The 17455-nt window shown below is 73.6% G+C and carries 16 protein-coding genes; 3 read left to right on the top strand and 13 right to left on the bottom strand.

The window, feature by feature from the left end:
• Window positions 1-100 precede the first annotated feature (100 nt).
• The gene (locus ACR68M_RS08900) at window positions 101-793 is read left to right on the top strand and encodes a hypothetical protein (RefSeq protein WP_441249900.1); all 693 of its coding nucleotides are present in this window, start codon (window positions 101-103) and stop codon (window positions 791-793) included.
• A gap of 51 nt (window positions 794-844) precedes the next feature.
• On the opposite strand, the gene ACR68M_RS08895 is transcribed toward ACR68M_RS08900, so the two are convergent.
• The 10 genes from ACR68M_RS08895 to ACR68M_RS08850 all read right to left on the bottom strand — a co-directional run bounded on the left by ACR68M_RS08895 (window position 845) and on the right by ACR68M_RS08850 (window position 13248).
• Entirely contained in the window at window positions 845-1249 is a 405-nt protein-coding gene (locus ACR68M_RS08895; RefSeq protein WP_441249899.1) for a globin, read from the bottom strand.
• A gap of 125 nt (window positions 1250-1374) precedes the next feature.
• The gene (locus tag ACR68M_RS08890; RefSeq protein ID WP_441249898.1) at window positions 1375-2511 is read right to left on the bottom strand and encodes an ABC transporter permease; all 1137 of its coding nucleotides are present in this window, start codon (window positions 2509-2511) and stop codon (window positions 1375-1377) included.
• On the bottom strand, window positions 2508-3425 hold the full coding sequence (locus ACR68M_RS08885; RefSeq protein WP_441249897.1) for an ATP-binding cassette domain-containing protein: 918 nt from the start codon (window positions 3423-3425) through the stop codon (window positions 2508-2510). The genes ACR68M_RS08890 and ACR68M_RS08885 overlap by 4 nt, the downstream gene beginning before the upstream one ends.
• 121 nt (window positions 3426-3546) lie before the next feature.
• The gene (locus tag ACR68M_RS08880; protein ID WP_441249896.1) at window positions 3547-4692 is read right to left on the bottom strand and encodes an FHA domain-containing protein; all 1146 of its coding nucleotides are present in this window, start codon (window positions 4690-4692) and stop codon (window positions 3547-3549) included.
• 46 nt (window positions 4693-4738) lie between these two features.
• The gene (locus tag ACR68M_RS08875; protein ID WP_441249895.1) at window positions 4739-6055 is read right to left on the bottom strand and encodes a VWA domain-containing protein; all 1317 of its coding nucleotides are present in this window, start codon (window positions 6053-6055) and stop codon (window positions 4739-4741) included.
• Window positions 6056-6158: 103 nt separating this feature from the next.
• Window positions 6159-7187 (bottom strand): protein phosphatase 2C domain-containing protein, encoded by a 1029-nt coding sequence (locus ACR68M_RS08870; protein ID WP_441249894.1) that lies wholly within the window; start codon window positions 7185-7187, stop codon window positions 6159-6161.
• 5 nt (window positions 7188-7192) lie between these two features.
• Window positions 7193-9688, bottom strand: coding sequence for a tetratricopeptide repeat protein (locus tag ACR68M_RS08865; protein ID WP_441249893.1), 2496 nt, complete (start codon window positions 9686-9688; stop codon window positions 7193-7195).
• Window positions 9685-10977: a hypothetical protein gene (locus ACR68M_RS08860; RefSeq protein ID WP_441251550.1), complete on the bottom strand. Its 1293-nt coding sequence runs from the start codon at window positions 10975-10977 to the stop codon at window positions 9685-9687. The genes ACR68M_RS08865 and ACR68M_RS08860 overlap by 4 nt, the downstream gene beginning before the upstream one ends.
• Before the next feature lie 71 nt (window positions 10978-11048).
• A complete protein-coding gene (locus tag ACR68M_RS08855) occupies window positions 11049-12005 on the bottom strand; it encodes a glutamate ABC transporter substrate-binding protein (RefSeq protein ID WP_441249892.1) in 957 nt (318 codons plus the stop codon).
• Window positions 12006-12018: 13 nt separating this feature from the next.
• Window positions 12019-13248 (bottom strand): hypothetical protein, encoded by a 1230-nt coding sequence (locus ACR68M_RS08850; RefSeq protein ID WP_441249891.1) that lies wholly within the window; start codon window positions 13246-13248, stop codon window positions 12019-12021.
• Window positions 13249-13602: 354 nt separating this feature from the next.
• Between ACR68M_RS08850 and ACR68M_RS08845 the strand changes: the two genes are divergently transcribed.
• Complete coding sequence (locus ACR68M_RS08845; protein WP_441249890.1) at window positions 13603-14181, top strand: nucleosidase; 579 nt, start codon at window positions 13603-13605, stop codon at window positions 14179-14181.
• Window positions 14182-14197: 16 nt separating this feature from the next.
• On the opposite strand, the gene ACR68M_RS08840 is transcribed toward ACR68M_RS08845, so the two are convergent.
• Window positions 14198-14602 (bottom strand): hypothetical protein, encoded by a 405-nt coding sequence (locus tag ACR68M_RS08840; protein WP_441249889.1) that lies wholly within the window; start codon window positions 14600-14602, stop codon window positions 14198-14200.
• 56 nt (window positions 14603-14658) lie between these two features.
• Entirely contained in the window at window positions 14659-15252 is a 594-nt protein-coding gene (locus ACR68M_RS08835) for a cysteine hydrolase family protein (RefSeq protein ID WP_441249888.1), read from the bottom strand.
• A gap of 82 nt (window positions 15253-15334) precedes the next feature.
• Between ACR68M_RS08835 and ACR68M_RS08830 the strand changes: the two genes are divergently transcribed.
• Window positions 15335-16345: a GlxA family transcriptional regulator gene (locus ACR68M_RS08830; protein WP_441249887.1), complete on the top strand. Its 1011-nt coding sequence runs from the start codon at window positions 15335-15337 to the stop codon at window positions 16343-16345.
• A gap of 50 nt (window positions 16346-16395) precedes the next feature.
• Here the strand turns inward: ACR68M_RS08830 and ACR68M_RS08825 are convergent, their stop codons facing one another.
• The gene (locus ACR68M_RS08825; protein ID WP_441249886.1) at window positions 16396-17415 is read right to left on the bottom strand and encodes an N-acetylglucosamine kinase; all 1020 of its coding nucleotides are present in this window, start codon (window positions 17413-17415) and stop codon (window positions 16396-16398) included.
• Between the last annotated feature and the right edge of the window lie 40 nt (window positions 17416-17455).

Raw genomic sequence — 17455 nt, 5'->3', positions numbered from 1 at the left:
CGCTGTGCGGGCTCCGGGCCTAGCTCTGCGGTCGCCGGGCCTTCGTCGCACGTTGCTGAGCCTTCGTCACTCCACCCACTCCACCCAGTGAGCTGATCCGTTGACCACGACTCCGAGCCTTCTCCTCGCCGATGCCGGGGAGGGCGCCGATCTCGCCGCCTTCCTGGTCCGGCTGCTGCGCTTCGACCGGGCGGCGGCGGTGCGGCTGCAGGCCGTGGCGGCACCCGCCGAGGGCGGAGTGGTGGCCGTGTTCGGGCGGCTCCCGCTCGGGACCACCGGGGTGCTGGCCGTGCGTACGGCGCGGCTCGCGGAGCTCGAAGCGGCCGTCGACCTGACCGTGTCGGCCGGGCAGCTGCTGGAGGCGGTCGACGCCGAGGCCAACACCGTCCGGCTGCCCGCGCCGGTCACCGGCCCGGCCTGGGCGGGGCTGTTGCCGCCTCGCACCGGGTGGGAGCTGCTCGGTGAGCCGCCGGCCATCGAAGTGGTGCCCGAGGTGACGGCCGCCGTCCGGGAGTTCCGCGAGCGCAGCGAGGCCGTGCCCGAGCACCACCGGACGAGGGCCGTGCTGGACGCCCTCGCGGACGAGATCTGGGCCCGCCCGCTCGCCGCCCTCCCCGAGCTGCCGCTGCGGGCCGCCCACGCGGCGTACGTGATCGGCTTCCTGAAGCCCGCCGCGCCGCTGACGGTGCATCGGGCCGGCGGCTGGCGGCGCCTCAGCGCACCGGCCGGGTCGATCGCGGTACGGACGGCGGCCGCGCCGGGCGCCGGGCTCGGTCTGAGCCCGCTGCGCTAGCCGCTGCGCTAGCCGCGCCCCGGTCGAAGCGGGGTAGGCAGTGGGGCGCCGTCAGCCGGCGGTGTTGACCATCGAGGCGGCGGCGTACGTGAGGTAGTCCCAGAGCTGCTCCTCCGCCTCGGCGGGCAGCTTCAGCTCGTCGACGGCGGCGCGCATGTGCTTGAGCCAGGCGTCGTGGGCGGCCTGGTCGACGCGGAACGGTGCGTGCCGCATGCGCAGGCGGGGGTGGCCGCGCTCGTCGCTGTAGGTGCGCGGGCCGCCCCAGTACTGCATGAGGAAGAGGACGAGCCGCTCCTCGGCCGGGCCGAGGTCCTCCTCCGGGTACATCGGGCGCAGCAACTCGTCCCCGGCGACGCCCTGGTAGAACCGGTGCACCAGCCGACGGAAGGTCGGCTCGCCGCCGACGGCGTCGTAGAAGGTCTCCTCGGGAGGCGTGCCACGCCGGATCTCAGTCACCCGACCATGGTCGCAGACACCCGAAGGGGCGTACACCAGGACTTTCGGCGTACGCCCCCTCGCGCCCGGCCCGGGGCGCGCCCCGGTCGGCTGCTACGTGTCTACGCGTCTACCCGTCTACCCGACTACACGTCGTCCCAGCGGAAGAACCGCCAGGAGAGCGCGGTGAGCACTGCCGCGAAGAGGAGCAGCCCGCCCATGCTGGGCAGGATGTCCATCAGGCCGCCGCCCTTGGTCAGCACCGACTGGGCGGAGGTGACGAGGTAGCGCAGCGGCAGCAGGTGCGAGACGGTCTGCAGCCAGCTGGGGGCGCCGTCGAGGGGGAAGAAGGCCCCCGAGAGGAAGGACATCGGCAGCACGATGATCTGGTTGATGCCGTTCGCCGCCTCCTCGCTCTTGGCGATGGCGCCGGTAAGCAGGCCGATCGACATGAACGCGATGGTCGAGCAGATCACCACGGGCAGGACGAGCGGCCAGTTGCCGGTGAGCTTGAGCCCGAAGAACGGCATGGTGGCGACCACCAGGAAGATCGCCGTCTGGACGAAGGCGACCACCACGCTGACCGTGACACGGGCGCCGACCACGGCGCCGATGCTGACAGGGGCCAGCCGCAGCCGCCGCAGCACCCGCTTCTTCCGCCAGTTGACCAGCGTGAAGGAGGTGCCGAAGACGGCGCCGGTGGCGATGGCCCAGCCGAGCAGGCCGGGGGTGAGGTACTGGATGGGCTTGAGCGAGTTGTCCTCGACCTGGCTGGCCGTGAGGGAGTACTTCGGCTGTTGCCCGGTGGCCGCCTGGTTGGCGTCCTGCATGAGCGAGTTGACGATGCTGGTGACCGTGCCGGACTTGACCTGGTCGGTGGCGCTGAAGCGCAGCACGATCTTGCCGTCGGGGGTCTGCTCGACCAGCCCGTCCAGATCGCCCTTCTTCACCTTCTCCAGGGCCGCGTTCTCGTCGGTGTACTTGGTGAAGGTGACGACCTTCTCCAGTTGGGCCCGGCCCTCGCCCTGCACGGCGTCGAACAGCTGGACCTGGCCGACCTCGCCGATCTTCACGTGCGAAGTGCCGGCGCTCTTGAAGAGCACCCCGAACAGCAGCAGGAACATCAGCGGCATGGCCAGGGTGAAGAACAGCGCCGTCCGGTCGCGGACGAAGCCGACCAGCATGACCCGGGAGAGGCTGACGAACGGGCTGGCCCCGCGCTCCTTGGGCTGGTCGGCGAGATCCGTGCGGGGCCCCGTCCCGGGCTTGGTGACGGTGCTCATGCGCGGTACTCCCGTCCGGTGAGCTGGAGGAAGACGTCCTCCAGGGTGGCGCCGCGCACTTCCAGGCCGCGCAGGGCGTTGTGCTCCGCCAGGACGGAGAGCACCGGCCCCGGAGCGCGGGTGGAGACGGCCAGTGAGACGCCGTTGTCGTCGAGGTTGGCGATCTCGGCGCCGGCCGCCGTGAACAGCTCCTGCGCCGACTCGACGGTGAGCTGTCCGGCTTCGACGCTGACCCGGACGGTGTCGTCGATCTCGCGGACGAGCGCCGCCGGGGCGCCGGTCTTCAGGACCTTGCCGTGGTCCATCACCGAGACGCGGTCGCAGAGCACCTCGGCCTCGTCGAGGTAGTGGGTGGTGAGCACCACCGTGCGGCCTTCGGAGTTGATGTCGCGGAGCAGGTCCCAGAGGTTGCGCCGGGCCTGCGGGTCGAGCCCGGTGGTGGGCTCGTCGAGGAAGACCAGCTCCGGGTCGTGCGCCAGCGCGCAGGCGATCGACAGGCGCTGTGCCTGACCGCCGGACATCTTGTCGGTGAGCACCGAGGCGGATTCGGTCAGCCCGACCCGCTCCAGCATCGCGTCGGCGCGCTTGGGCCCGACGCCGTAGAAGGAGGCGAAGGTGCGGATGGTCTCACGGGCCGTCAGCTTCACGAAGAACGCCGAGGCCTGGAACTGCACCCCGATGCGGGGCAGCAGCTTGGGGTTGCGCGGCCAGGGCGCCATCCCCAGCAGCTCGATGCGGCCCTCGTCGGGCTCGCGGATACCCTCCAGGATCTCCAGAGTGGTGGTCTTGCCGGCCCCGTTGGGCCCCAGAATTCCGTAGAACTCCCCCGGTTCGACGGTGAGTGACACCCCGTCGACCGCCTGTACATCCCCGTACCGCTTCCGGATTCCGTCAGCGGATATTGCAGCAGTCATGAGCCAGACCATAGGGCTTGGCCGTGTCCGGCTGGAACCCGCCTGCGCAAATCTTGAGGAAACCGGCCCCACCGAGGGCTCACCGCCGACCCCTTGGTGCGGGCCCGGCGGTGAGGGGGCGTCAGGAGCGGTGCAGGGTGATGGTCGTCCAGGCGCCGATGTGGATGCGGTCGCCGTCGGCCAGCGGGATGGCGGTGTGCGGGGGCACCGGGTCGGGGCCGCCGTTGACGGTGGTGCCGTTGGTGGAGTCCTGGTCGACGAGCACCCAGCTGCCGTCCGCCTGCTCGGCGAGCATGGCGTGCTGGTGCGAGGCGCCCGGGTCCTCCGGCGGCACCGACAGGTCGATCTCGGGCACGGTGCCCCGGTGCTGGCTGCGTCGGCCGATCCGCAGTTGGCCGCGCCCGGTCAGCGGGATGCGCCGCTCGGGGCAGTACGGCGGGAAGAACAGCCCGGCGGCCTCGGGGCCGCTGCGCGCCATCATGTCGGTGAAGTAGTCGCGGTCGGCACTGACCACCGCCATCCAGGTGGTCCGGACGGGCTGCTGCGCCGGGAGCCCGGTGGGCGGCGGGGGCGTCGAGCCGGGCGGCGCGAGCCGGAACGAGGTCCCGAAGTCGTCCCCCGGCCCGCCGGGGCCCGGCTGGGCGTAGACCGGCCCGGAGTGCTCGCACCCCTCGGCCTCGGGGAAGCCGTTGGCCTGCGGGAAGCCGGGAGCCTGCTGATACGGGGAAGCCGGGGCCGCCGGAGCCGCCGGGGCGACCGGCGGAGCGGCGGGCGGGTACGGCGTGGGCTGGCTGTACGGGTTGGCCTGCGCGGGCGGCGGCCCCGCCGGTGCAGGCTGTGGGTACCCGTACCCGCCGAGGTTGCCGCCGGGCGACGGCTGCCGCTGCGAGGGGGCGGAGAGGTCGAAGTCGTACCCGCACTCCTCGCAGTACCGGCCGGTCTGCGGCGTGCGGCAGATCGGGCAGGTGACCAGCCCGGCCGTGACCTGAGGCTGGTTGTGCTGCTGGCCGTGCTGCTGCGGGTGCTGGCCCTGCGGGCTCTGCTGGGCCTGCGGGTGCTGAGGCTGCTGCTGCCCGTACGGCTGCTGGGGCTGGGCGTGCTGCTGAGGGTACTGGTGGTGCTGGTGCGACGGGGCCGCCGGTGCGGGGCTTCCGCCGAACGTCCCGGCGCCGGGCAGGGCGACCCCTGGCGGCGCGGTCATCGGGAAGCCGCAGAAGTCGCACCAGTCCTCGGCCTGCGACTCGTGTCCCCTCGGGCAGATCGGCATCAGTTCCCCCATACTCCAGCAGGCCGGCTTCGACGGGGTGAGCCGGTCACTTCTTCACCCGTACGGTCTTGGTCGACCGGGTCTCAAGCGTCATCGAGTCGGCCTCGCTCACGTTCTTACGAATCCGAACCGTACCCTCCTTCGGGTCGACCACGTCGACCACCTTCTGCAGGAGCTTGAAGGTGCCGTCGTTGCCCGTCTGGTGGGCGATCCGGACGGCCGCCCCCAACTTGGCGGTGGCCTGGTCGAGATCGCCCGTCCGGTGCGCCTCCAGGCCCTCCTGGATGTAGGACGCCATCTCGGCCTGGCCGGTGAAGTGGGCGACCCGGGAGTTGATCCGGGTGGAGGAGGCCAGGTCGTCCGTCCAGACGGCCCGGACGAGGCCCTGGGAGAGCACCTCGGTGCTGCCGTCGGGCTGGGGGAGCACCAGGCTGATCCGGGCCGCGAGCATCTCGTTGCCGACGGGGGCCGCGGGCACCTCCACGCAGACGTGGTAGTCGCGGCTCTCGTCGCCCCAGGAGCCGGTCGGGTAGTCGCCGGCGCGCGGTCCGGCCTCGGTGCGGCGGCCGGTGAGGTCCTCGACGTCCGGGGTGACCTGCTTGACGTACTTGACCACCGCGTTGGCCGGGGTCCAGACCCGGAGGGCGACATCGGCCACGGCTTTGCTCATCGCGCCGGTCATCATCGAGCGAAAGTCCTCGGCGAGCCCGTCCGGCTCGGCGACGATGTCGACGGAGCCGAGCAGCGCGGAGGAGACCTTGCGCAGCTCGGAGACCTCCCAGTTGGTGCCGACGCCCCGGCAGTCGGCGGTGAACCGGCCGGTGACCCGGTCGAGCACCTTCTGCAGCGCGGCCGGCTTCTCGTGCTCGTTCTTGCCGTCGGTGAGCAGGATGCCGTGCCGGATGGCGATCTCGGGCCGGCTGAGGAACAACTGGTCGGCGAGGGTGAGCCAGCTGCCGATTGCCGTGCCACCCGAGGCGGTGATCTTGCGCAGCGCCTGCCGGGCCTCCTGGCGGGTGAGCTCGGAGGCGGTGGCCAGGATGCCGTTGCCCGGGTAGATCTCCCGGGCCTCGTGGTTGCCCGCGACGACGGCGAAGGCGACGCCGTCGCGGAGCGTGTCGATCGCGGCGGCGGTGGCCGAGCGGGCGTTGCGCAGCTTGGTCGCCGGGTAGTCCATCGACCCCGAGCAGTCGACCATGATCACCACCGCGGCGTCGGCACCGGCGGCACCCACCGACAGTCGGGCCTGCGCACCGGGAGCGGCGCCCGTCGCGCTGACGGTGACGATCGCGTTCACCTCGCGGGCGCCGTCGGCCAGGTACTCGTTCTGGAAGATGTCGACGGCGAAGCTCGGGTGGGACATCAGTACTCCTGTCGAGAGAGTGGGAGGCGCGGGAGCCGAGCGGAAGCAGGCGAGGCCGGGGCAGGGGTCAGGGTCAGGCGTCTGGGGATCAGGGGTCTGGGGGTCAGGGCGTGATCGGCAGGACGGCGACGGTGATGTTGTCGTGCCCACCCGCGTCGACCGCGAACTGCACCAGCTCCTGCGCCGCGGCCAGCGGCCGGGTGCGGGCGTCGGTGCGGACGACCTCCGCGAGGTCGGTGGCGGCCTCGGCGTAGTTCCACAGGCCGTCGGTGCAGACCAGCACCACCCCGGGTACGTGCGGGGTGAAGCTGACGGTGTGCGGGTCGATCTCCTCGGCGTCCGCGCCGAGCCAGCCGGTGATGGCGTGGGCGCGCGGGTCGGCGTACGCCTCGGCCTCGCCCATCAACCCGGCGGCGACCACCCGGGCCGCCCAGGAGTCGTCCTCGGTGAGCCGGTAGGGCTCGGCGGCGGCCCGGTCGTCCGGGATCCAGTACGCCCGGGTGTCGCCGACCCAGCCGATGGTGACCAGCCCGGCGGCCGAGACCGCGCTGACGTAGGTGCAGGCGGGCGCGTTGAGGCTGCGGCCGGGCGTGAGCCGCCCGTCGTCCTTCCCGTCGTACGCCAGCTCCGCGACGGCGCGCGCCGCCTCGGCGATCGCCTCCCGCATCGCGTCGTCGGGCGCGGTGCCCCGCTCGAGCGCGCCGAGCAGCGACTCGGAGGCGGCCGCCACGGCGGTGGCCGAGGCTTCGTCGGGCCGGGCCGAGGAGGAGACGCCGTCGCAGACCACGGCGACCACGGCCGGTTCGCCGCCGGGCAGCGCGGTGGCCGCGACGGTGAAGGCGTCCTCGTTGCGGTGGTGCCGCAGCCCCCGGTCGGACACCCCGGCGACACCCGTCACCGAGCGTTCCTGGTGGTCACGCGGCCGGGGCTGGACGCCGCCGCACGCCTCGCAGTACCCGTCCGCCGCGACCTCGGCCGCCCCGCAGTGCACGCACACGGGGCGGGCGGGGTTCGCGGTCGGCGGCTCGGCGGGCGGCTCGGGCGCCTGGAGGCTCACCCCGCACCGCCCGCAGAAGACGTCCTCCTGGTCCAGCGGCTCGGCACAGCTCGGGCACACGGTCAGCTGAGACATTTGGTTCACACCCACGTCCGGGGGCGGGCCCGGTTCGCCCGCTCCACCATCTCGATCCTGTTCTCGGCGCGGTCGGACAACCGTGCCAGTACTCGGTAGGAGCGCTCCAGGGCGAACCGCAGTTCCCGTTCGCCGGCAGGATGTCCGAGTACCTCGATCTTGCCTGTCCGGCCGGGCTGACCCGCAAGCACCCACCCGAGTGCGCTGTTCAGCACCTCGACGGAGAGTTCCTCGCGGCGCCGGGCGTCCAGGGTGAGCGCGGTGAGCTCCTCCGAGCAGCGGCTCAGCTCGGGCCCGAGCTCCTCGGCGGCGGCCCGCCCGCGCAGCCGCGCGCGGACGGCGCCGACCCGGGCGGCCGTGTAGTGGGTGGACGCCTCCGGCACGGTCTCCAGCGCGAGCACCGCGCCGGGCCGGTCGTCGGCCGCCAGCCGGACGCGGGCGAGCCCGAAGGCCGCGCTGACGTACCCGCGGTCGGTGCTGCCGACCAGCCGGTAGAACTCGGTGGCGTCGTCCAGCTCGCCGAGCAGCTCGGCGCAGACGGCGAGTGCCAGCTTCGGTGTGGGCTCACCTGGGAAGGCGTCGTACACGGCGTCGAAGGCGTCGGCCGCCTCGCCGTACTCGCCGCCGGCGAGCGCGGTCAGCCCCCGGTACCAGACGACCCGCCAGTCGTCGGGGTGGTCGTTCTCCAGCGCTGCCAGGGCCTCGGCCGCGGCCGGGCCGGCGCCGAGCTCCAGGTGGGCCCGCAGCGCGCGCAGCTGCAGTTCGACGGAGCCGGCGGGGGCGTTGGCGAGGGTGGCCAACGTCTCGGTGGGCGAGCCGCCGGCGAGCGCGGCGAGGAAGCCCGCGTTCGGGTCGGCGGTGTCGACCCGGGGCAGGGGCAGGGCGAGCGCGGCGGCGGCCGGGTCGAGCGGAGCGCTGGTCAGCTCGGTGTCGACCAGGCGCAGTTCCGGGCCGAAGAGCGTGGAGGCGGCCGGCCGGGGCCGTCCGTCCTGGAGGCTCAGCACCTCGCGCAGCACGCCGGTCAGCTGGTCGGCCATCTCCTCGGCGGAGGAGAACCGGCGGGCCGGGTCGGGGTCGGTGCCCCGGACCAGGAAGCGGTAGTACGACTCGTACTGCGCGAAGAGCGGCACCTCCTCCGGGCCGGGCAGCTCGTGCCGGTAGGTGGTGCTGTAGCCCTGGAAGTCGAAGCTCAGCACGGCGAGCGTGCGGGCGACGGTGTAGAGGTCGGAGGCGGGCGAGGGGCCGTCGGTGGCGATTTCGGGCGCCTGGTAGCCGACGGTGCCGAAGATCGGGCCGTCGTCGTCGGGGCGGCGGACGGCGCCCATGTCGATGATCTTGAGCGAGTCCTCGCTCTGTATCACGTTGTCGATCTTGAAGTCGCAGTACACCAGCCCCCGCGCGTGCAGGTAGCCCATCGCCGGCAGCGCCTCCAGCGCGTACGCGATCGCCTGCTCGACCGGCAGCGGCTCCCGGCGGCCGTCCGGCGTGCGGCGCTCGTTGGCGATGTCCTTGAGCGACTTGCCGCCGACGTACTCCATCACGATGTAGCCGTCGACCGAGCCTCTCCCGGCGTCCGGGTGCTCGACGAAGTTGATGATGCGGACGATGTTCGGGTGGTCGACCTGGGCCAGGAAGCGCCGCTCGGCGATGGCCACCGCGAGGGCGTCCTCGTCACCGGTGTCCAGCAGGCCCTTGAGCACCACCCAGCGGTCGCTGACCCTGCGGTCCACCGCCAGGTAGATCCAGCCGAGCCCGCCGTGCGCCAGGCAGCCCAGCACCTCGTACTGGCCACCGACCAGGTCCCCGCGCCCGAGCTTCGGGGTGAAGGAGTACGGCGTCCCGCACTTGGTGCAGAAGCCGTCCGGGCGGCCCGGCGTGCCGTTCTTCTCCCGGCCGACCGGCGCCTCGCACTTGCTGCAGTACCGCTTGCGCTCGGGCACCTCCGGATTGGCCAGCACCGCTGCCGCCGGGTCCTGCAACGGCACCGGCGGCACCGGCACCAGGCCCGCGCCGAGATTGCCGCGCCGCGCCGTGCCCGCGCTGTTCTTGTTGCTGATCACCGAGACCGAACGGCCGCTGCCCGTCCGTGAGGAGCGGTGCGAGCGGGAGCGGCCGGACATCGTCCGGGACGAGCCACTGCGGACCGAACCACTGCGTGCCGAGCCGCTGCGCGCCGAACCGCTGCGGACGCTGCCACTGCGCGCCGAGTCCGGCGAGACCCGGGCCGAGGGCACGTACGGCTCGGTCTGCCCGCCCGCCCCGGCGGCCCCGGCAGCCATCCCGCACTCGTCGCAGTAGCCGTCCGCGTCGATCGTGCCGCCGCAGCCGCCCTGCCCGCAGGCACCGACAGCGGCCGCCACCGCCACCGCCACCGCCGCTGCGACCGGCTGCGGTCGGCTCTGCTGGGGAGCCAGCCCGCACTCGGTGCAGTAGCCGTCCGCGTCGATCACGCCGTCGCCGGAGCACTCCGGCCGGACACACGCCTCGCCTGCCACTCTCAAGCCCCCTGCCCGTCCTGGATTGTCTCGGCCGTCCTGGCCGCCGGTCGCAGCGCCTGCTGGAACCGCCCCACCGCCTCCGCCCCCGCCCGGAGGTCGCACGGCGCGCTCCAGAGCAGCCAACGGGCCTTCTCGAAGCGCTCGATCACCTCGGGGTCCTCCGCGACCCCGAGCCGTGCGGCCATCGCCTTGTACGCCTCCAGTCGTCCGCGCAGCTCCGCACGGACGGCCAGCGGCGCGGCGACCTCGGTCAGCGACTGCCGGGCCCGCGCCAGCTCCTTCGCGGCGGCGTCCTCCAGGCTGTCCAGCAGCGGCGCGAGCCGGTGCCACTGCCCGGTCTGCTGCAAGTCCGCCGCCTGCGCGATCCGTTCACGCAGCGCCGAGGCCGGGCCCGGCACGGCGGGCACCTCCGTCGCGGCGATCTTCGCCAGCACCTCGCCGCGCGCCCGGCGTGCTTCGGCGAGCGTCGAGTCCGCGCGCTGGAGCAGATCGCCGACCTGCACCAGCCGCTCCTGCGCCTCGTCGCGCAGCCGGAGCAGCCCCTCCAGCTCGACCCGGATGCCGTCCAGCGCCCGCCCGGCCCGGTCGAAGCGCTCCGCGTCCACCACTCCGCTCGGCGCCGGGTGCCCGAGGCCCCCGCCGCCCTGCGGCGGTACCCGCCCCGGTCGCCAGAGCGCCAGCGGGTCGGCCCGGACCTCGGCCCGCAGGGTCGTCAACTCCCGCCCCAGCTCGGCCAGATCGTCGGCCATCGGGTGCGCGCCCGGCCGCACGCCGACCGAGCCGGAGAGCATCTGGACCCGGCCGAGCTCGGCCAGCAGCAGGTCTATCCGGGTCGGCAGCGCGGACCACACCGCGTCGGCGGCGCTCACCACGTCCAGCACGACCGCGTACCAGCCGTTCATCCGCTCCAACAGCTCGGCCAGGCTGATCTGTTCGACCAGCCGGGCCGGCACCGGCCCAGCCGAGCCGGGCAGTTGGCTGCCCGAGACCGTCACGGCGGCGCCGCCGAGCAGCTCGCTCAGCTCCGCCAGCTCCGGTGCGCCCGGCTTGTTGCGGCGCGAGCGCACGGCGCGGGCCGAGGCCAGCGCCTCGGCGTACCGGTCGAAGAGCGACCAGAGCACCGACAGCCCGTGCGCGGCGACGGCCCAGCGCTCCTGGGTGCGTCCGCTCAGCGCGGCGCCGTCCAGCAGGCGGCGGCCCGGGTGGTCCTGCAGGGCCAGCAGCGCGGTCTCGACCGCGTCGCGCTCGGCGCCGAGGCGCAGCAGGGCGCGGTCCACCTCCTCGCGGCTCATCGCCGGGCCAGCTGATCCTGCCAACGCCGTGCTTCCTCTCATCGTGGGTGGTGCCGCATGTCGGACAGGCCCTAGGGCAGGTACTGCGAGGAGTCGGCGCCCATGCTGGAGGCGAGCCAGCGGTTGTAGCTGTCCTGCCAGCCGCCGCTCGCCCGGTAGTCGGCCAGCACCTGGTTGACCCGGGCGACGAGATCCTTGTCGTTCTTGTTCATCGCGATGCCGGTGTAGGCGGGCAGGATCGTCTCCCCGGCCATCTCGACCGTCGGGTCCTGCGAGGTCTGGGCCGCCGCGAGGGTGGTGTCCGTCAGCGTCGCGTCGATCTTGCCGAGCTGCATCAGCACCAGGCAGTCCAGCTGGTTCTCCACGATGGTGACGGAGGCCGCGCCGCGCGGGTGCGTCTTCAGCTCCGTCTCGGAGGCGGAGGTGGCGGCCGCGCAGGCCCGCTTGCCGTTCAACGCCTGTGCCACCGAGGTGACATGGGCGGCCTTCGGGACCACCAGGCGCTGCCCGGAGGAGAAGTACGGGGTGGAGAAGGCGACTTGCTGCAGCCGGTCGCAGGTGATCGTCATCGTCCGGGTGATCAGGTCGACCTGGCCCTGCTGGATCGCCTCGATCCGCTTGGCGGTCGGCACGGTCTTGAAGACCACCTTGTCCGGGTCGCCGAGCAGGGCCTTGGCGATCGCGTGGGCGAGATCGATGTCGAAGCCCTCGATCTTGCCGGTCTGCGGGTTGCGGAACCCCCAGTGGTAACTGTTCTGGTCGACACCGACCACCACCGCGCCGCGCTGCTTGATCGCCTGGATCTTCTTGCCGCTCTCGTCCCGGCTCGGCGGTAGGCTGCGCATGTCGCAGGTGTCCGCCGCCGGGGCCAGCCCCGGGTTCAGTGCCGCGTTCAGCCCCGGCACCGCCTCGGCCCGCAGCGACGCGGTGGCGCCCTCGGGCGCCCCCTGCGAGGTGCCCGCACCGAGCAGCCCGGCGGCCACCGCGACGGCCACCACCAGCGCCCGTGCCCGAAGAGTCCTGTACATCGACGTCCCCCCTCTACCGGTACTCGGCCAGTCGACGGCCGAGGCCGACGACCACTCCTGCGGCGCCCAGGGCCGCGAGCACTGCCGCGCCCGCCGTCAGCGCCTCCCACCAGCCGCCGACGCCGTCCGCCGCCGAGCGGAACTCCGCCTGCTCGGCGGCCGCCGCCTTGGCGAAGTGCTGGTCCAGCACCGTGAACGAGGCGTCGGAGGTGTCCGCGCCGGCGCCGATGGTCGCCTTCAGAGCGGCGTCGTAGTCACCCGCGTCGCCCGCAGTGGCGGCGGCGCGGTGCCGCTTGTCCCAGGTGGCGTACTCGGCCCGTGCGGCCCGCAGTTCGTCGACCGCCGCATCGGGGACGCCGGGGTCGTTGCTCGCGAAGGCCGAGGCCCGGCCGCTCAGCAGATCCTGGGTGACGGCCGCCCAGCGCTGGCTGTAGGCGGTGCTCGCGCCCCGGGCGACCAGGTCGAGGTTCTCGGCCGCGCGGGCCTGGAGGGCGTCGATCCGGGTGTGGTTCAGCGAGCGCAGCGGCACGGCGCCGCTCTCCCGGCTCCGCTGCAGGCCGTCGCCGGTGACGGCGCCCGCCACGATCAGCCAGCCGAGCCCGGCCAGCACGGCGGCGGTGGCCCCGAGCATCCCCGGGTTGAACACCCGGTTGGTCCGGCGGCGCAGCAGCACCTGGCACCAGATCAGCGCCCCCAGCGTCAGCACGCCCAGCCAGAAGGAGAGTTGCGGGAAGCTCTCGGCCGCCCGGTAGTCACTGTCCAGCCGGGCCGACTCCGCGTCGACCAGGTGCTGGGCGGCGGGCAGCATGGTCTCCTGCATCAGCTTGGAGGCGTAGCGCAGGTAGGCGCCGCCGAGCGGCAGACCCTGCCGGTCGTACGTCCGGGCGTCCTCCACCAGGCCTGCGTACTGCGGCAGTTGCTGGTTCAGCTCGGTCACCCAGCGCTGGGCGTCCGAGCCGGTGGCCGAGCCGGTGTCCAGCCGTGCGGCGGCCGTGGTCAGCAGCTTGGCGGCCGTGGAGAGGTCGTTCTGGTAGCGGTCGTGCACCGCCTGCGGCGCGTTGGCCGCGAGGAGGAAGCTGCCCGCCGCCGTGGTGTCGGCGTCCGCCAACGAGCGGTAGATCTCGGCGGTGTTCTCGCTCAGCGGCTCACTGTGCGAGACGACCTGATCCGTCGCCTGCACCCGGCCGGCCGCCTGCAGCGCGGTCGAGGTGCCGGAGAGCAGCACCAGCCCGACGAGCACCACGCTCGCCAGTCTGAGCCGCCCGGGTGCCGTGCGCGCCGCCCCCCGCAGCCGCGCGACCGCCCGCTGCGCGGGAAGTCTCCGCGCGGGCGCTGCTTCCGTCGTCCGTACCGGTGTCACCACCAGCCCCATCCCCCTCGTGGACCAAGACCTTCCCGGGTGTCGACCCGTCGCGAGCAGTATCACCGCACGATCCGGTCGGCACACGTAACTTGCGCTGATCTTGAGCTTCCGTTCACCCGGTGCGACGGTCGCGGCACCGGACGTGCCGTGACGGGCGACGCGGGATGCACCCTATGCGGTTCCCCGCCGGGCGAGGTAGCAGGGGCCTTGCGGGCCGCACGTACGATGGGCGGCATGCGCCTGCTCGGAACGATCGCCCCGGACCGCCCGCTGCTCGTCGTCGCCGTCGAGGAGGAGGCGGCGTACCTCGGTGACGGGCTGCCCGTCCTGCTGACCGGCATGGGGAAGATCAACGCGACCGCCGCCCTCGCCACCGTGCTGGGCCGCGGCGAGCACCCCTCAGTGGTCGTCAACCTGGGCACCGCCGGAGCGCTGCGCCCCGGCCTCGGCGGCACCCACGAGATCGCCCAGGTGCTCCAGCACGACCTCGACTCCGCCGTGCTGCGCAGCCTCACCGGCCACACCTACGGCGCACCGATCACCCTCGCCGACACCTCCGGCCCGACCCTCGCCACCGGCGACCTCTTCGTCTCCGAGGAGGCCGCCCGCGCCCGGCTCGCCGAGCACGCCGACCTGGTCGACATGGAGGGCTACGCCGTCGCCACCGTCGCCAGGCGGGCGGGCGTGCCCGTCCGCCTGGTCAAGCACGTGAGCGACGAGGCGGGCGAGGGCGCGGCCCGCACCTGGCGCGAGTCGGTGGACGGCTGCGCCAGGCTCCTCGCGGACTGGGTCCGGGACGCCGGTCTGCGGTAGCCCTGGACGCCGATGCTCAGGCCGGGTCGCGCTTCGCGGCCACCGGCAGGGGTGGTCGCTCGTCGCGGCTCTCCGGGGTGAAGGCGTCGCGGCGGGCGAGGGTCACCGACAGGGGCAGGCCCAGCCGCTCGGCCGCGCGCCGCCGGACCCGCACCTGCGCCTTGGTCCGGGGCCGGAACGAGGGGGCCCGCGAGCAGCCGCAACCCGGGCGGTGATCGTAGGTCAGCCCCTCCGCGAGCACGGTCGCGACGACGGACCACGCCTTCGTGTCGCGTCGCCGGGGCGCGGCGAAGTCGTAACCGGCGTGGACGAGTTGCTCACGACAGCCGGGACAGATGCGCCTTCGGCTGCCCTTGAAGGAGAGCCGGCACCCGACGCACACGTAGTGCCGGGCGGCGCCGTTGAACGCGTGGTAACACATGGCCCGACACACTACGCGCCGTCCCCGGGCGGGCCCAGCGGATTTGGGCTGCCTGATCACTCGGCGGCGGCGAGCACGTCCTGCGTGCTGACCACCTTGGCGAAGCGCATGCTGTGCAGCACGGCGGCCGTCGCCTTGGCGAGCTGCGCGGCCGGTACCACCTCGCCGTCCGGGCCCGCCATGTCGAAGGTGTGCATCGCGTCCATCGGGAAGACCACGTCGTAGCCGAGGTTGCCGCCCATCCTGGCGGTGGTCTCGTTGCAGACGTTGGTCATGATGCCCGCGATCACCAACTGGGTCGCGCCGCGCTCCTGGAGCCAGGTCTGCAGGTCCGGAGTGCCGTAGAAGGTGCTGTTGACAGTCTTGGTGATGTGCAGGTCGGCCTTCACGTCGGCCACGAACGGCTTGAGCTCGTACCCGGGCGTGCCGGGCACCAACGGCCCACGGGCGGACTGGTGCTGAGCCACCACCACCGGGCGGCCCGTCCGCTGCCAGGCCCCCAGCAGCTCGGCCATCCGCTGCTCGGCGTCGGGGTTGTCGCGGGGCCCCCAGAAGCCGGAGTCCTCGAACCCCTGCTGCACGTCGATCATGATCAGGACGGCGTCGTCGGTGAGCTGGAGGGGGGCGTCGAATGCGCTGGTGTTCGTCATGGCTCCATCCTGTCGCCGGAGCGCCGGGCCCGGTGAGGGCTCCGACTGCCGGTGATCGATAGATTCCCGCCATGGGGACTTCATGAGGACCGTGGGCTGCCTGATCTTCGACGGCGTACGGGCCTTCGACTACGCGGTGATCGGCGAGGTCTGGCGGGCACGCGGCGCGGTGCCCGGCTTCTCCTTGCGGATCTGCGGACCGGAGGGGGCCCGGGTACGGCTGGGCGGAGGCCTGGAGCGGGTGCCCGACCACGGGTTGGCGGCGCTGCTCGACTGCGACCTGGTGGTCGTCCCCGGGGTCGAGGACCCGCTGGTGCGGCGGCCGGAGGAGGTGCTCGACGCCCTGCGGGCCGTGCACGCGCGCGGCATCCCCGTCGCCGGGCTCTGCGCGGGCGCCTTCGTGCTCGCCGACGCCGGGCTGCTGGACGGCCGCCGGGCCACCACCCACTGGTACCTCGCCGGCCAACTCGCCGACCTGCACCCGGCGGTGGAGGTCGAACCGGAGGTGCTCTTCACCGGCGACGGTGAGGTCTGGACCTCCGCCGGGGTCGCCGCCGGGATCGACCTCTGCCTGCACCTCGTCCGCTCCGCCCACGGGCAGCGGGCCGCCGCGGCGATCGCCCGCGCGATGGTCACCGCACCCTTCCGGGCCGGCGGCCAGGCCCAGTTCATCCCCTCCCCGGTGCCCGAGCCGGCCGAGGGCGACGACCCCCTGACGGCAGCCCGCAGCGCCGCCCTCGCCTCGCTCGAAACCCCCTGGACGGTCGCCGGGCTGGCCCGGGTCGCGACCATGTCCGAGCGGTCCTTCGCCCGGCACTTCACCGAGACCACCGGCGTACCGCCACTGCGGTGGCTGCTGGAGCAACGCATCCTCGCCGCCCAACGCCTGCTGGAGGAGACGGACCTGCCGGTCGACGAGATCGCCGTCCGCAGCGGCTTCACCTCGGCGGTGTCGTTGCGCCCCGCGTTCGTCCGCCGCATCGGCGTCGCGCCCCGCGAGTACCGCCGCACCTTTCGCGGCTCAAGTAAGGGGCAGGCCCCCCAGGGGCGCGGGGAACTGCGCGAAACGGGAGTGACGGTGGTCCACGGTTGATCGCGCAGTTCCCCGCGCCCCTGGGGGGGCCTGCCCTCAGCCGATGAGCGTCAGGCAGCCACCGGCTGGGTCGCCGCGTAGGCGCTCCGCAGCCGTTCCTGGACCGCGACGGGTGCGTTCAGGTGGTCGAGGCCGAGGAGGGCGGCTCCGAGGACGGGTGGGGCGATGACGATGCGGGGGGCGGCGAGGGGGGCGGCGGCCGCCAGGCGGGCCAGGACGTTGTCGATCAGGAGCGGGTGCCGGGAGGCCAGGACGCCGCCGCCGAGGACGACCGGGGTGGGCGTGGCGAGGAGGTCGAGGCGGGTGAGGGCGACGACCGCGAGGCGGGTGATCTCGTCGGCCTGGCGGTCGATCAGCTCCCGGGCGACGGCGTCACCGGCCGCCGCGACGGCGAAGAGCACCGGCACGATCTCGTGCAGCCGCCGCTCGCCGATCCGGCGGAGGTGGATTGCCTCGGCGACGGCCCCGGTGTCGGGCAGCCCGAAGTGGGCGGCGATCGCGGCGGCGAGGCCGGTGGGTCTGCCCCGGCCGTCCTCGGCGCGGGTGGCGTGGAACATGCTCTCGGCGGCCAACCCGGCGCCGCCGCCCCAGTCGCCGGTGAGCGCGCCGAGCGCGGGGAACCGCGCCGTCCGCCCGTCCGGCAGCAGCCCGACGCAGTTGATCCCGGCGCCGCAGACCACGGCGACCCCGCACGGCCCCTCGGTGCCGGCCCGCAGCAGCCCGAAGGTGTCGTTGGCGACGGCGCTGCTGACGCCCCACGGCTGCGCCGCGATCGCGGCCTGCAGCGCCTGCTCCTCGACCGGCAGGTCGGCGTTGGCCAGGCAGGCGCTCACGTGCGTGGTGAGGGCCCGTCCGGTGAGCCGGAGCCCGGCCTCGGCCGCCGCCGCCTCGACCAGTGGGGTGAGCCCGGCGACTGCCGTCTCGGCCCCCTCCCGCTGGGGCTGGAACCCGCCACCCCGGGCGCTGCCGAGGACGATGCCCTCGGCGCTGACCAGGGCGACGTCGGTCTTGCTGTTCCCGGCGTCGATGGCGAGGACGCCGGCTAGTTGTTCGGTGTGCTGATGGTCCATCTGGCCCTCGCTCGTACGTGTCCCGGCCGCCCCGGCCGGG

It is taken from the genome of Kitasatospora sp. McL0602 (assembly GCF_052076145.1).
In the GTDB taxonomy this organism is placed as follows: domain Bacteria; phylum Actinomycetota; class Actinomycetes; order Streptomycetales; family Streptomycetaceae; genus Kitasatospora.
The sequence above is the reverse complement of the archived record's forward strand: the minus strand, read 5'-3'. Positions and strand labels throughout refer to the sequence as shown.

What these genes read in the sequence shown, in the direction of transcription:
- ACR68M_RS08830 (WP_441249887.1), top strand. Translation starts at nt 15,335, where the DNA reads ATGAGGACCGTGGGCTGCCTGATCTTCGACGGCGTACGGGCCTTCGAC.
- ACR68M_RS08890 (WP_441249898.1), bottom strand. Translation starts at nt 2,511, where the DNA reads ATGAGCACCGTCACCAAGCCCGGGACGGGGCCCCGCACGGATCTCGCC.
- ACR68M_RS08880 (WP_441249896.1), bottom strand. Translation starts at nt 4,692, where the DNA reads ATGCCGATCTGCCCGAGGGGACACGAGTCGCAGGCCGAGGACTGGTGC.
- ACR68M_RS08845 (WP_441249890.1), top strand. Translation starts at nt 13,603, where the DNA reads ATGCGCCTGCTCGGAACGATCGCCCCGGACCGCCCGCTGCTCGTCGTC.
- ACR68M_RS08835 (WP_441249888.1), bottom strand. Translation starts at nt 15,252, where the DNA reads ATGACGAACACCAGCGCATTCGACGCCCCCCTCCAGCTCACCGACGAC.
- ACR68M_RS08875 (WP_441249895.1), bottom strand. Translation starts at nt 6,055, where the DNA reads ATGTCCCACCCGAGCTTCGCCGTCGACATCTTCCAGAACGAGTACCTG.
- ACR68M_RS08885 (WP_441249897.1), bottom strand. Translation starts at nt 3,425, where the DNA reads ATGACTGCTGCAATATCCGCTGACGGAATCCGGAAGCGGTACGGGGAT.
- ACR68M_RS08855 (WP_441249892.1), bottom strand. Translation starts at nt 12,005, where the DNA reads ATGTACAGGACTCTTCGGGCACGGGCGCTGGTGGTGGCCGTCGCGGTG.
- ACR68M_RS08840 (WP_441249889.1), bottom strand. Translation starts at nt 14,602, where the DNA reads ATGTGTTACCACGCGTTCAACGGCGCCGCCCGGCACTACGTGTGCGTC.
- ACR68M_RS08825 (WP_441249886.1), bottom strand. Translation starts at nt 17,415, where the DNA reads ATGGACCATCAGCACACCGAACAACTAGCCGGCGTCCTCGCCATCGAC.
- ACR68M_RS08870 (WP_441249894.1), bottom strand. Translation starts at nt 7,187, where the DNA reads ATGTCTCAGCTGACCGTGTGCCCGAGCTGTGCCGAGCCGCTGGACCAG.
- ACR68M_RS08860 (WP_441251550.1), bottom strand. Translation starts at nt 10,977, where the DNA reads ATGAGCCGCGAGGAGGTGGACCGCGCCCTGCTGCGCCTCGGCGCCGAG.